We start from the raw sequence: 13,744 nt of genomic DNA on the forward strand, positions 1-13,744 counted from the left end.
CTTGGTTATTATTCTTGGGCACCCAGCTGCGCCAGCAGCCAGGTCACTATCAACAAGTCGGCGCTGCCGCCGGGGCTGAGGTTGCGGGCAATGCAATCGGCATCGAAGCGCCGCAGGCGCGCCAGGCCCGCCTCCCCCGCCGAGCCGCCCTGCGCCAGCAGCAAGGCCGCCCGGCGCCGCAGCCAGCGCAGCCCGCGCAGGCCGCCGCGCGAGGCGACGTTGGTGTCATCGTTGTGGGCCATCAGCCACAGCAGGCTGTCCAGCAGCGCCCGCTGTTCGTCGCCGCCGGCGGCCAGCCGTTGCCGATACAGCGGCAGCGCGCCGTCAAGCACCAACCGAAAACCGGATTCCGCCTCGCCGCGCGCGCCGCTGAGGCCATACGCAGCGAACAAGCGCTGGCCGGCGGTCTGCCCGGCGTTGTTGCATCGCAGTTCGCTGTCCACCAGCCCTCGGCACATCGCCGCCACTTCGGCGCATAACGATGCGGCGCTGATGGTCCGGCCCTGCTGCTGCAGGCGGCCGAAGGCGGCGCACAGCAACCCGAGTGAGAACACGCTGCCCTTGTGGGTGTTAATGCCGCCGGTGGCGCGAAACATCTGGTTTTCGCAGGCCAGGCCGAGCGGCCGCAGCCGCGCCAGCTGCCGCTCGGCCGGCAAAGCCGCGTCTTCCCGTCCGCGCTGGATAAAACGCGGCAGCCACACGCCGATGGCGCGGGCGCTGCGGTAGAAATGCCCAAGATCCATGTCGCGATGGGCGCCGGTGTTATGGCGATCCACCAGCCCCGGTTTGGGCGTGAGGTTGACCTCCACCAACAGCGCGCGAAAGGCGGCGCGGGCGAAGTCGCAGGCCGGCTCGGCTCGGCGGGCGGGTGGATTAATCGGCAGAGATCGCATCGTTGAACATCCTTTCCATTTCTTGCAGCAGCTGCTCGCTGCCATGCCGCCGCTGGCGGGCGCAGATCTTGGCCGGTTGGCCGCACAGCAGGCAGCGCCGCGCCGGCAGGCCGATATCGCGGCGCGACAGGATTCGCCCCTGCGCATCCAGCACGTCGATATCCCACAGCCGGCCGATCGGGCGGCTCACCTCCAGCTGCATGGCGCAATCTTTCACCCGTTGGGCGTCGGCGCGCAGCGCCACAAACCCTTCGCAGCCGGTGGCGAGCGCCAGCGCCTCGGTCTGCGGGCTCGGCCAGCCCTGTTCGGCGCACAGCCGCAGCAGCGCCGCCCACCCGAGGTTGAAAATGCCGCGCGTCAACGCGCTGTCCTTCACCGGGCCGGGCACCACCAGCGTCAGCACCAGCAGCGTGCACTCGTGCTGCGCCAGCCACGCCTGCTGGCGCGCCTGACGGCATTCGCGGCTGGTGAGCAGCTCCGGCAGGCTGACCGCACGTTCGGCGGCCAGTTGAGGATCGACGGCGGCCATCGTTTACTCCGCCACCTGATGCACCACGTCGATCACCGAGCCGTCGCGGTAGCGCACCACCGCCACCACCTTGTCGGTAAACGCGATCGGCTGCGGTTCGCCGGTCAGCTGCAGCGCACGGGCGCGCAGCCAGTCGATGCTCACCACCTCGAGCCCGGCCTCCCGCAGGCGCTGCGCCAGCTCCGGCCGCGCCGGGTTGACGGCGATGCCGTGGTCGGTCACCAGAATGTCGATGCTGGAGCCCGGCGTGACGCAGGTGGTCACCTGCTCCACCAGCGTCGGGATGCGCCCGCGCACCAGCGGCGCGACGATGATCGCCAGCCGCGCAGCGGCGGCGGTGTCGCAGTGGCCGCCGGACGCGCCGCGCAGCACGCCGTCGGAGCCGGTCAGCACGTTAACGTTGAAGCCGGTGTCGATTTCCAGCGCGCTCAGCACCACCACGTCGAGCCGATCGACCGACGCGCCCTTGGAGCTGAAGTTGGCGTACTGGTTGGCGCTGATTTCGATATGGCGCGGGTTGCGCGCCAGCGAGGTCGCCGCCGCCCGATCGAAGCTCTGCACGTCCAGCAGCTTGCCGATCAACCCTTTCTCGTGCAGATCCACCATGGTCGAGGTGATGCCGCCGAGGGCGAACGCGGCGCGAATGCCGCGGGCGCGCATCTTGTCCTCCAGGAAACGGGTCACCGCCAGCGAGGCGCCGCCGGTGCCGGTTTGCAGTGAAAACCCTTCGGTGAAGTAGCCTGAACCGGCGATCACCTCGGCGGCGCGGCGGGCGATCAGCAGCTCGCGCGGGTTCGAGGTCATGCGCGTGGCGTCAGCGCCGATCTTGTCGGCGTCGCCCACCCGCTCCAGCTGCACGATCAGATCCACCCGATCCTGCGCCAGGCTGGCGGGATGATGCGGATACGGCACCAGCTGCTCGGTCAGCAGCACCACGGTGCCCGCCGCCTCGGCGTCCACCCGCGCATAGCCGAGCGAGCCGCAGCAGGCTTCACCGCTGTAGCCGTTGGCGTTGCCGAACTCATCGCAGGCCGGCACGCCGAGGAAGGCCACGTCTATCTTCAGCTCGCCGGATTCGATCAGATTGACCCGGCCGCCGTGCGAGTGAATTTGCACCGGCTCCGCCAGCAGGCCGCGCGATACGGCGTCCGCCAGCGGGCCGCGCAGCCCGGAGGTGTAAATGCGGCTCACCACGCCGTGGCGGATATGCTCAACCAACGGCGCATGGCAGTCGGTCAGCGAGCTGGAGGCCAGCGTCAGGTTGCGGAACCCCATCGCCGCCAGCGTCTCCATCACCTGATTGAGCGCCAGATCGCCGCCGCGAAACGCATGGTGGAAGGAGATGGTCATGCCGTCCTGCAGCCCGCTGCGGCGCACCGCTTCCTGCAAGGAGTCGCACAGCTTGAGATCGCGCGGTTTACGCGCCTGCAGGTTGGCTTTGGACACGTCCTGATAACCCGGCAGATCCGCCGGGTTGGCGAAGGTCATCAATCGTTGTTGGCGGTTCATCATGCTTCCTCCCCGTGCTGCGCCGGTTCTTCCCGTAAGCCGGACAGCGCGGCGCGCTCCAGCACCAGCCGGGCGCGTTCAATCACCGGGCTGTCGACCATTTTTCCGTTGAGCGACACCACGCCGCGCCCTTCCCGCTCCGCCGCTTCGGCGGCGTCCACCACCCGCTGCGCGTGCGCCACCTCTTTGGCGGTCGGCGCATACAGGTTGTGCAGCAGCTCAATCTGGCGCGGGTTGATCAGCGATTTGCCGTCGAAGCCGAGCTGTTTGATCAGCGCCGCTTCCTGCAGGAAGCCGGCCTCGTTGTTGGCGTCGGAGTAGACGGTGTCGAACGCCTGAATGCCGGCGGCGCGCGCCGCCTGCAGCAGCGAGCAGCGGGCGAACAGCAGCTCAATGCCCTCCGGCGAGCGTTCGGTGCGCAGGTTGCGCACATAGTCTTCCGCCCCCAGCGCGATGCCGATAAGCCGCGGCGAAGCGTGCGCGATCGCCACCGCGTTGGTGATGCCCTGTGCCGATTCGATCGCCGCCAGCAGCCCGGTGCTGCCTACCGGCCGGCCGCAGGCCGCCTCGATGGCGGCGATCTCGCGCTCCATGTCAACAACGTCCTGCGCGCTGTCGGTCTTCGGCAGGCGCACGATGTCCGCGCCGCCGCGTACCACCGCCTGCAAGTCCGCCAGGCCGTAGGCGGAGTCGAGCGCATTGACGCGCACGATGGTTTCCACCTCCTGGTACAGCGGATGCTGCAGCGCGTGGTACACCAGCCGGCGCGCCGCGTCTTTTTCACGCAGGATCACCGAGTCTTCCAGATCGAACATCAGCGCATCGGCCTGATAGATAAAGGCGTTGCTGACCATCGCCGCGTTGGCGCCGGGAACGAACAGCATGCTGCGGCGCAGCCGGGTTTTATTCAGCGTTTTCATCTTTCGCCTCCCACGGCAGTTGGCCGCTCTCGCAGGCGCGCATCAGCGCGGTTTCCAGCCGGGCGCGCAGCACGCAGTCCAGCGCCCCTTTGTCGTCGACGATCACCTGCACCGGCTCCACCTCATAACGCTGCAGCACCTCCAGCAGGGTGCGGCGGATCGCCGCGCCGAACTGTTTTTCCACGCTGCTGGCGATCAACAGATCGTGCTGCGGCCCCTCGGCGGGCGCGATGCGCACCATGACATCGCTGGATTCCAGCGTGCCGGCCATTGCTTCTCGGATAATTTTCATCATTCACCTGATTGTGCGGACTCAAAAGGATGCGGGGCCGTCTTGGCCCGGCGCTGCGTTTGCAGATCCTGCAGGTAGTACAGGGTGTCCGGCGGCACCAGCGGCGCGGCGGCGTGGAAGTCCCCCGCCGCCAGCAGCTTGCGCACCCAGGAGGCGGAGATCGCCGTGCCCTGATATTGCAAACGCTCGATTTCCACCAGCGCGATCGGCGGGCTGGGCAGCGCCGGCGTTTCCAGCCAGTAGCGCATGTCGCGGTTGTATTTCGCGGTCACCGCGCAGAACGGCTCGTTGCCGACGAAGCGGTGGGTGATGCCCAGCGCGGGCGCCAGATACTGGCGGAAGATCTTCAGATCGATTTCGGTGTAACAGTCGTCGGCCACGCCCTGGTCCTTGATGAAGTAACAGGGGAAGGTGGCGCGCGAGATCACGTACTGCGAGCCTTCGTGTACCGTGAGGTTGGGGATGTCGGCGGTGCCGGCCAGCACCAGCCGGCGTCGATCTTCATAGCTGAAGCGCGAGGTGTTTTCCTTCACCAGAAACAGGTGCAGCCAGTCGCAGCGCTTGGCCGCCTGACGCACCAGATACTGATGCCCGCGGGTGAAGGGGTTGGCGTTCATCACGATGCTGCCGATGGTGTCGCCCGGCCGGCGCTGGCTCGCCAGCTGGGCGGCGTAGCGCTTCAGGCGGCACGGGCTGTTTTCCATCAGCACCACGATGCCCGGCACGGTGGCGATCGGGTAGAAACCGCACTGGCGGAACAGCGGCTCGTTCTGCACCTTGGTGTAGATAAACAGCTGGGTGTGGTGGCGCTCGTAGGCCAGGTTCACCAGCTCGGTCGCCAGCGCCAGCGCCAACCCTTCGCCGCGCATCAGCGGGCTGATGGCGACGCATTTGATAATATTGTCGGCGATGCCGCCGCAGGCGACCAATTTGTCGTACTGGGTAACGGTAATAAATATTTCAACCGTGGTATCGATATTCAGATCGTTACTGCGCAAGAAGGCGCTTATTTCCGAAATCGCTTTATGATCCGATCGCTTTACCCGATTAAATACGGCATCGCCTAACATAACACGCTCTCTGGGTTAACTGGCAAACAACAAATGAAATACAAAAAGGCATTTTAATTAACATCAGGAATGACAATTAAAACCTTAAAAACCATGAAGATAAAATCGCCCTCTCGTTCGATAAACCCATGGTAAGCAGAAAAAAAACGCGGATTATTGACCTATTTCACAAACCGATCCCGGTTAATAAGTTATTTAATGTTCTTTATTTGCTTAATTAATCTTATGGTGTTTATTATTGAGATAATCTTTATTTGGCGCCGCAATTCACTTACATTCACTTAGCATTTTTATTGCAATTACGGGTCGCACTATGGAATGGCTGAACATCCTGATCGTTGAAGACGAAACGCCGCTGGCGGAGATGCACGCGGAGTTTATCCGCCAGAACGGCGGCTGCCGCCAGATTTGGCTGGCCGGCACGCTGGCGCAGGCGCGCGCCATGACCGAACGCTTCAAGCCGGATCTGATCCTGCTGGACAACTTTCTGCCGGACGGCCAGGGCATCACCCTGCTGCGCGAACTGACGCTGAGCGGTTATCGCGGCGGCATCGTGTTCATCACCGCCGCCAGCGACATGGCCACCGTGGCCGAGGCGTTGCGCTACGGCGTGTTCGACTACCTGATCAAACCGCTGGCCTATGACCGGCTGAGCCAGACGCTGCTGCGCTTCAGCCAGCGCCGCGAAGCGTTGAAGGACAAAGCGCGCCTCAACCAGCGCCGCATCGACGAGATGTTCAATACCTACGCCCGCGGCGAGCAGCAGGCGGCGCTGCCCGCCGGCATCGACGAGCTGACGCTGGGCAAGGTCCGCGCGCTGTTCGCCGAACCCGCCGCGCGGCACACCGCTGAAAGCGTTGCGCAAAAAATGGGGCTCAGCCGCACCACCGCGCGCCGTTATCTGGAGTTTTGCACCGCCGCGCAGCAGCTGCGCGCCGAGATCATTTACGGCAAGGTAGGCCGCCCACAGCGGATCTATCGCGCCGGCGAACCGCATTAACGGTTATTTGATCGCCCTTGCAAGGTTGCGTGTAACCGCTTTACTTTTTATGCGCCGGTCAGCATCTTGGTGAGCATCACCTAGCCGACTGGACGATCGCCGATGCCTGCTGCGCCCCTAGCTTCCCTGACCGAGATCCTTGCCCGCCGTGACTGGCAAAACCCCGCCTGCACCCACTACCGCCGGCTGGACGCCCACCCGCCTTTCGCCAGCTGGCGCACGGTGGAAGACGCGCGCGACGACGCCCCCAGCGCCAGCCGCCGATCGCTGAACGGCGAGTGGCGCTTCAGCTATTTCCCGCGCCCAGAGGCCGCGCCGGAGAGCTGGTTGCAGCAGGATCTGCCGGACGCCGCCCCGCTGGCGGTGCCGGGCAACTGGCAGCTCGCCGGCTACGACGCGCCGATCTACACCAACGTGCGCTACCCGTTCCCGGTCGATCCGCCGCGCGTACCGGAAGACAACCCGACCGGCTGCTACTCGCGCGCCTTCAGCGTCGATCCGGCCTGGCTGGCCGCCGGTCAGACGCGCGTCATCTTCGACGGCGTCAACTCGGCGTTCTATTTATGGTGCAACGGCCACTGGGTCGGCTATTCTCAGGACAGCCGCCTGCCGGCGGAGTTCGATCTCAGCCCGTGGCTGCGGCCGGGTGAAAACCGGCTGGCGGTGATGGTGCTGCGCTGGTGCGACGGCAGCTATCTGGAAGATCAGGACATGTGGCGCATGAGCGGCATCTTCCGCGACGTCAGCCTGCTGCACAAACCCGCCGCGCACCTGAGCGATGTGCGCATCACCACGCCGCTGCATGACAGCTTTACCCGCGGCGAACTGGTGGTGACGGCGCGCGCCAGCCGGCCCGGCCCGCTGCAGGTGCAGATTCAGCTGTGGCGCGACGGCGCGCGAGTGGCCGAACGCACCCAACCGCTCGGCAGCGAGATCGTGGACGAGCGCGGCGCCTATGACGATCGCGTCACCCTGCGGCTGCCGGTGGAGCGCCCGGCGCTGTGGAGCGCCGAAACGCCCGCGCTGTATCGCGCCACCGTCGCCCTGCTCTCGCCCGAAGGGGAGATTATCGAGGTGGAGGCCTATGACGTCGGCTTCCGTCAGGTAGAGATCAGCGGCGGGCTGTTGAAGCTCAACGGGCAGCCGCTGCTGATCCGCGGCGTTAACCGCCACGAGCATCATCCGCGCCACGGCCAGGTGATGGACGAGGCGACGATGCGCCACGATATCCTGCTGATGAAGCAGCACAACTTCAACGCGGTGCGCTGCTCGCATTACCCCAACCACCCGCTGTGGTACCGGTTGTGCGACCGCTACGGGCTGTACGTGATGGACGAAGCCAATATCGAAACCCACGGCATGCAGCCGATGAACCGCCTGGCTGACGATCCGCTGTGGCTGCCGGCGATGAGCGAGCGCGTCACGCGCATGGTGCAACGCGATCGCAACCATCCTTGCATCATTATCTGGTCGCTGGGCAACGAGTCCGGCCACGGCGCGAACCACGACGCGCTGTACCGCTGGGTGAAAAGCCAGGATCCGACCCGCCCGGTGCAATATGAAGGCGGCGGCGCCGACACCGCCGCCACCGACATCATCTGCCCGATGTATGCGCGAGTGGATCAGGATCAGCCGTTCCCGGCGGTGCCCAAATGGGCGATCGGCAAGTGGATCGGCCTGCCGGAGGAGCCGCGCCCGCTGATCCTGTGCGAATACGCCCACGCGATGGGCAACAGTTTCGGCGGTTTCGAGCGCTACTGGCGCGCGTTCCACGCACATCCGCGCCTGCAGGGCGGCTTTGTCTGGGACTGGGTCGATCAGGCGCTGATCAAACGCGACGATCGCGGCGAAGAGTTCTGGGCCTACGGCGGCGACTTCGGCGACACCCCCAACGATCGCCAGTTCTGCCTGAACGGGCTGGTGTTCGCGGATCGCATCCCGCACCCGGCGCTGTTCGAAGCGCAGCGGGCGCAGCAGCTGTTCCGCTTCGCCTTCGACGCTGCCTCGCTGACGCTGACCGTCACCAGCGATTACCTGTTCCGCCACACCGACAACGAGCAGCTCAACTGGCGGCTGGAGCTGGACGGCGTGGAGCGCGCCAGCGGCAGCTTCGATCTGGCGCTGCCGCCGCGGGGCAGCACTCGCTTCACGCTGCTCGATCGCCTGCCGATGCTGCACCAGCCCGGCGAGCTGTGGCTGAACGTGGAGGTGGTGCAGCCGCAGGCCACCGACTGGTCCGAAGCGCACCACCGCTGCGCCTGGGATCAGTGGCGGGTGCCGCGCGCGCTGCATCCCGCCCCGCCGCCGGCGCAGGGCGTGCCGCCCACGCTGATTGAAGACGATCAGGGGCTGACCCTCACCCACGGCGACCAGCGCTGGCGCTTCGAGCGCAGCAGCGGCCACCTGACGCAGTGGTGGCAGAATGAGCAACCGCAGCTGCTGACGCCGCTGCGCGACGGTTTTGCGCGCGCGCCGATCGATAACGACATCGGCGTCAGCGAAGCGGACCATATCGATCCCAACGCCTGGGTCGAACGCTGGAAGCTGGCGGGCCTGTACCGGCTGGAGGAGCGCTGCACGCGGCTGCAGGCCGATGCGCTGCAAAACGGCGTGCGGGTGGTGAGCGAACACCAGTTCGGCGTGGACGGACAGATTTTGCTGATTAGCCGCAAGCAGTGGCTGTTCGACGCGCTGGGCGCGGTGAGCGTGAGCGTGGAGGTCGAGGTGGCCGATACTCTGCCGCCGCCGGCGCGCATCGGCCTGCACTGCCAACTGGCAACGGTGCAACCGCAGGCGGAATGGCTGGGCCTGGGCCCGCACGAGAACTACCCGGATCGCCGCCTGGCCGCGCAATACGGGCGCTGGCGCCTGCCGCTGGCAGATCTGCACACGCCGTATATTTTCCCCGGCGAGAACGGCCTGCGCTGCGACACCCGCAGCCTGCGCTACGGCGGCTGGCGCATCGACGGCCGCTTCCACTTCTCGCTCAGCCGCTACGGCCTGCAACAGCTGATGGCCTGCAGCCACCAGCACCTGCTGCAGCCGGAAGCAGGCACCTGGCTGCATCTGGACGGCTTCCACATGGGGGTGGGCGGCGACGATTCCTGGAGCCCGAGCGTGCACCGGGATTACCTGCTCACCGCCGGCGTTTACCGCTATCAGCTGCGCCTGCAGCGAGCGCCAGAGGGCTAAATCTGCCAAAAAACTCAACGGGTTGCGCATTCTGTAAGCAAACAGTCACAGAATGTGTAATCCGCCTTTGACATGCCGACGGCGCCTCGCTATTATTCGCCCCGTTCACACGATTCCTCTGTAGTTCAGTCGGTAGAACGGCGGACTGTTAATCCGTATGTCACTGGTTCGAGTCCAGTCAGAGGAGCCATATTTAGAGAAGCCCGCTCAGGGAAACCTGAGCGGGCTTTTTGCTGTTGGGCGGATCATAATCGGCGATCCCCTACGCTCTCGCTACCCGACACCGTTCAGCCATCCGTTGAACGGGTGAGTTTCTCCCATTGTTCAATTTCCTGACCTAACGCCTCGAGCTTTTGCCGCACCAAACTTAATGCGTCACTGCCTAACAACAGATGCGTAGGCGGGTTCCCGCTCTCGATCAATGCCAGCATGGCGTGAGCCGCCTTAACCGGATCGCCGAGTTGCTTGCCGCTTTTTTCCTGGCGCGCCTGACGAACAGGTTCAAATAACGCGTCATAGTCCGGAAGACGACGAGGGCTGCGCACCATTGAACGCCCGGCCCAGTCCGTCCGAAACGAGCCAGGCGCCACGGCGGTCACGTGTAGGTTGAACGGGGCAAGCTCTTTACTTAAGGTTTCTGATATTCCTTCCAGTGCAAATTTGCTGCCGCAGTAATAGCTGATACCGGGCAAGGTAATGAAACTGCCCATTGAGGTGATATTGATAATGTGGCCCCGACGGCGCTGGCGCATGCCCGGTAGCACGGCTTTGATCATTGCCACCGCACCAAACACATTGACGTCAAACTGGCGGCGCAGCTCTGCAAGCGGGGATTCTTCCAGAATGCCTTCATGGCCGTAACCGGCATTGTTCACCAGCACATCTATCGGACCGACGGCGGACTCTATCTCTCCAACCACCTCATCAATACGTTCATCGTCCGTGACATCAAGCAGATAGCCAAAAGCCCGCTGCGTATCGAGCGCGGCGAAAGCCTGCAGTGCTTCGCTGTTGCGCACCGTCCCTACAACCCGATGCCCTACGGCGAGGGCTTCCCGCGCCAGCGCCTGACCAAAGCCACTGCTGACGCCGGTAATTAAAATCGTTTTTGCAGATGCCATAAAAAGAACTCCCATGAACCATGAAGGTTGCATGGTATTCTCTTCCCTGCCGTATTTTTAGGCCGTATTTTCTCTTTTTCTTGCCTGATTTTATGAGGTGGTGGGATGTCCGACATGATTGCCCTGATGAATAGACTTGCGGTGCAAGAGGGATACAACCTCACTGCCCTACCTGATGTGCGAATTTTGCGTTCCGATCGCCCGCTTGCCAGAACGCCGGTGCTTTACGATCCGGGGATCGTGATCGTCTGCCAGGGCAGCAAACGCGGCTATTTCGGTCAACAGACCTATTTATATGATGAGCAGCACTACCTGGCGGTTTCGGTGCCGGTGCCGTTTGTGATGGAAACCAACGCGTCGGCAGCACATCCGCTGCTGGCGATTTATATGCATCTGGATTTTCAGCTTGCCGCGGAACTGATGTTGCAGATTGAACAGCATGGCGCCCCGCATCCTCCCGTCGCGCCGCAAAGCATGATGTCGAGCCCCATGGACAGCGCGGTAAAAATGGCCGTACTTCGCTTACTTGAAGTCCTGGCTAACCCACTTGAGGCGGCGATCCTCGGCCCGGCGCGGGTGCGTGAGCTTTATTTTCGCGTGCTGACAGGCGCACAGGGCAACGCAATGCGTGCCGCGCTGGCCTTGCAGGGCCAATTTGGCAAAATCGGTAAAGCGTTGCAGCACATCCATGCCGCTTACGCGGAGCCGTTAACGCTGACGCAGCTGGCGATGATGGCCGGCATGAGCGTGCCGACCTTTCATAGCCATTTCAAAGCGATAACGCAGATGCCGCCAATGCAGTATGTAAAATCGGTACGCCTGCACCAGGCACGGATGCTGATGGTACGCCAACAAATCACCGCCGCCGCCGCGAGTTACGCCGTTGGCTATGAAAGTCCATCGCAATTTAACCGCGAATTCAAGCGTCTGTTTGGCCTGCCACCGGCAGAGGAGATAAAGCGTATGCAGCATCACTTCGCCATTCCACCCGCGCAGCCTGCCTCGGTATTTGTTTCATCGCACTGAGGCTTATTTGGTATGGCACACTCTACCTTGAGGTATGGAGTGCCCGCTTCTGGCGCATAAGAACGCGAACGATTCCAGTCACCGCCGGAATGAAAGATGCCGACAAGTTAAGGCCCTCTGTGCCTCTTACCCTCGTCACCGAGCGGACGAGGGGATATGCCCGACAGTGGCTGTTTCGGCAAGGAAGGATTCGATAGCCCTGACAAGCGCGAGCGGTGTCTCGTTCATCGGATAGTGGCCGGCGTTTTCCAGAATCTCAACCGTTGCATGGGGATAGCGTTGAAGATAGGTTTTGGCCATTAACCCGGCATTGAATGTTGGATCGTGCTCACCCACAAGCACCTTTATCGGATGCGAACCGACAATCTCATCGCTGAAATCGGTATCGGCCCATGCATGAAAATACGCAGAAAATGCTTCCTGAGAGGAATGCGATACCGAATACGCTGCTTTCCATTCGACCCAGGATAAGGGCAACCGTCCGCCAGTACTGCGGTCTATGATGGCTTTTCGATTGTCCAGTTGCTCAGCAGCATCTTCAAGCAGACGGCGCGTCGTAGCATCGTACGAAATGCCGCCGCAAGGAACGGGTGCAACGGCAACGAGTGCCCGCACTCGATCGGGCGCGCGCGTTGCAATCCGCTCAATCACCATCCCCCCCATCGAATGACCTATCAGGCTGAAGTCGTGAAAGCCAAGAGCGTCAATAAGCGCCAGCGCATCGGAGGCAATCTCATCGATCGTGTATGCGCCGCGCGTTTCCTGCATGCCCCCGTAGCCACGATAATCCATGAACACATAGTTGAACGCGTGGACATTCAACCAGGGTTCAATCTCTTCGAACGAGTGCGCGTCACCGAACCAACCGTGAAGCACGAGAACGGGGTGGGGTCCGTTGCCCACGCGATGATATGTGTTAGTCATATTGTTGACTCCAATGTGAGAAAAATGTGGTTTTCAGCCTGCGTGACGTGAACTTTCCGTAGACGCCATTGCGCCATCACACGACGATTTAACCGATAAGGCTTAGGAATGGCGGGTAAGTCATCCGAACGGCTATGCCAGATGACGACGTCCGTTTTATAGCTCGATCAGGACCACGCCTTTGAGGCGACCGGCACAGGCTTCCTGCAATGCAGATATCGAGCTTTCAATTCCCTTGAAGGTCGTGGACGTAAGATGAATGCGTCCGTCACGCTTCCATGTCTTCAGATCGCGTAACCAGAATCCAAACGCATCGGGCGAATGATCCGCGCTGAAGCCGCGTAATGTCATACCTTTGAAGATGATTTGAAAGCTGTCCAATGTAACCGGAGCCTGCAAAGACGCCTTTTCTGCGTTCAGCTCAGCGGTGAGCGCACCGAGCAGAACGCCACGGGCACCATCCCTTGCCAACTTAATCGCCGCCGCGAGCTGTTCACCCCCCACCATGTCTACGATGACATCAATGCCTTCAGGTGCGGCTTTCGCCAGTTGCTCGTTCATGGGGCCGCCGTCTCGGGTGACGACGGCATCATAGCCCAGTTCCTCTTGCATCCAGCGGGCCTTGCTGGATCTGCTCGTGCTACCGATCACGCGTGTCGCGCCGAGGAGCCGTGCGATCTGTCCAGCCATCGAGCCAATGGCCCCCGCGCCGCTGGAAACGAACACGGTGTCACCTTTCCTCACCTGAACGCCTCGGGTCAACGCGGCATAGGCCGTCCAGCCATGGCCAAGATAAGCCGCTGGGTCAGGTTCGAGGCAATCGATGAGCTTGCAGTCGTGTTCGCGGATCACAGCATATTCCCGCCACCCGAACGGATGCATGACAAGGCTACCTAAAGGAAGGCTGCAGCCCGATCCGGTCTGGACCACTTCTCCGATCGCGCCGTCCGCCAGAGTGTCTCCGGGGTTGAGAGGCGGGAACGGAATGCCTTCGGCGGCCTTTGCATCCTCCTGCGCCATCAACCGTGTCGAGATGGATACACGGAACCAACGGTTACGGACTACGGCTTCATAGGGTCCGGGCGCAGGAATGGTCGTTTCCATGATGGCGAAATTTTCGGGGTGAATTTCTCCCTGCACATGGCGGATAAGTTTAACTTCGCGGTTGTTTGATAAACCTGCAGACATAATGGTCGCTCCATAAGACTCATTTCGCTCTTTCTGGTAAAATCCAAAACATGAGCACTTGCTCATATTAATAATCGAGG

12 protein-coding genes and 1 tRNA gene are annotated in these 13,744 nt (G+C 62.6%); 4 read left to right on the forward strand and 9 right to left on the reverse strand.

What is annotated here, in order from left to right; translation table 11 throughout:
• Positions 1 to 8: 8 nt before the first annotated feature.
• From citG to citC, 6 genes are read right to left on the reverse strand one after another with little or no spacing between them, the layout of a single operon-like run.
• On the reverse strand, positions 9 to 893 hold the full coding sequence (citG, locus tag ACUTQY_RS03605; RefSeq protein ID WP_046687415.1) for a triphosphoribosyl-dephospho-CoA synthase CitG: 885 nt from the start codon (positions 891 to 893) through the stop codon (positions 9 to 11).
• Complete coding sequence (gene citX, locus ACUTQY_RS03610) at positions 874 to 1,422, reverse strand: citrate lyase holo-[acyl-carrier protein] synthase (RefSeq protein ID WP_046687416.1); 549 nt, start codon at positions 1,420 to 1,422, stop codon at positions 874 to 876. The genes citG and citX overlap by 20 nt, the downstream gene beginning before the upstream one ends.
• 3 nt (positions 1,423 to 1,425) lie before the next feature.
• A complete protein-coding gene (gene citF / locus ACUTQY_RS03615) occupies positions 1,426 to 2,931 on the reverse strand; it encodes a citrate lyase subunit alpha (RefSeq protein ID WP_028130661.1) in 1,506 nt (501 codons plus the stop codon).
• Positions 2,931 to 3,851: a citrate (pro-3S)-lyase subunit beta gene (gene citE, locus ACUTQY_RS03620; protein ID WP_016927085.1), complete on the reverse strand. Its 921-nt coding sequence runs from the start codon at positions 3,849 to 3,851 to the stop codon at positions 2,931 to 2,933. The genes citF and citE overlap by 1 nt, the downstream gene beginning before the upstream one ends.
• Positions 3,835 to 4,143, reverse strand: coding sequence for a citrate lyase acyl carrier protein (gene citD, locus ACUTQY_RS03625; RefSeq protein WP_046687418.1), 309 nt, complete (start codon positions 4,141 to 4,143; stop codon positions 3,835 to 3,837). Before citD ends, citE begins: the two co-directional genes overlap by 17 nt.
• Entirely contained in the window at positions 4,143 to 5,213 is a 1,071-nt protein-coding gene (gene citC / locus ACUTQY_RS03630) for a [citrate (pro-3S)-lyase] ligase (protein ID WP_046687419.1), read from the reverse strand. Before citC ends, citD begins: the two co-directional genes overlap by 1 nt.
• Before the next feature lie 313 nt (positions 5,214 to 5,526).
• Between citC and dpiA the strand changes: the two genes are divergently transcribed.
• The 3 genes from dpiA (at position 5,527) to ACUTQY_RS03645 (ending at position 9,595) form a co-directional block, all read left to right on the forward strand.
• Complete coding sequence (gene dpiA / locus ACUTQY_RS03635) at positions 5,527 to 6,213, forward strand: two-component response regulator DpiA (RefSeq protein ID WP_033654924.1); 687 nt, start codon at positions 5,527 to 5,529, stop codon at positions 6,211 to 6,213.
• 102 nt (positions 6,214 to 6,315) lie between these two features.
• Positions 6,316 to 9,405 carry a beta-galactosidase gene (locus tag ACUTQY_RS03640; protein WP_046687420.1) on the forward strand — a complete coding sequence of 1,030 codons (3,090 nt, stop codon included), beginning with the start codon at positions 6,316 to 6,318 and terminating at the stop codon, positions 9,403 to 9,405.
• A 114-nt stretch (positions 9,406 to 9,519) separates the two neighbouring features.
• Positions 9,520 to 9,595 (forward strand) — tRNA-Asn (locus ACUTQY_RS03645).
• Positions 9,596 to 9,692: 97 nt separating this feature from the next.
• On the opposite strand, the gene ACUTQY_RS03650 is transcribed toward ACUTQY_RS03645, so the two are convergent.
• On the reverse strand, positions 9,693 to 10,526 hold the full coding sequence (locus tag ACUTQY_RS03650; RefSeq protein WP_033644318.1) for an oxidoreductase: 834 nt from the start codon (positions 10,524 to 10,526) through the stop codon (positions 9,693 to 9,695).
• A gap of 105 nt (positions 10,527 to 10,631) precedes the next feature.
• On the opposite strand from ACUTQY_RS03650, the gene ACUTQY_RS03655 reads away from it, so the two are divergent.
• On the forward strand, positions 10,632 to 11,552 hold the full coding sequence (locus ACUTQY_RS03655) for an AraC family transcriptional regulator (protein ID WP_046687421.1): 921 nt from the start codon (positions 10,632 to 10,634) through the stop codon (positions 11,550 to 11,552).
• Between the two features lie 135 nt (positions 11,553 to 11,687).
• On the opposite strand, the gene ACUTQY_RS03660 is transcribed toward ACUTQY_RS03655, so the two are convergent.
• Positions 11,688 to 12,476, reverse strand: coding sequence for an alpha/beta fold hydrolase (locus tag ACUTQY_RS03660; protein WP_033643720.1), 789 nt, complete (start codon positions 12,474 to 12,476; stop codon positions 11,688 to 11,690).
• Positions 12,477 to 12,632: 156 nt separating this feature from the next.
• Entirely contained in the window at positions 12,633 to 13,664 is a 1,032-nt protein-coding gene (locus tag ACUTQY_RS03665) for an MDR family NADP-dependent oxidoreductase (RefSeq protein ID WP_046687422.1), read from the reverse strand.
• Between the last annotated feature and the right edge of the window lie 80 nt (positions 13,665 to 13,744).

Source organism: Serratia sp. TSA_130.1 (genome assembly GCF_052691795.1).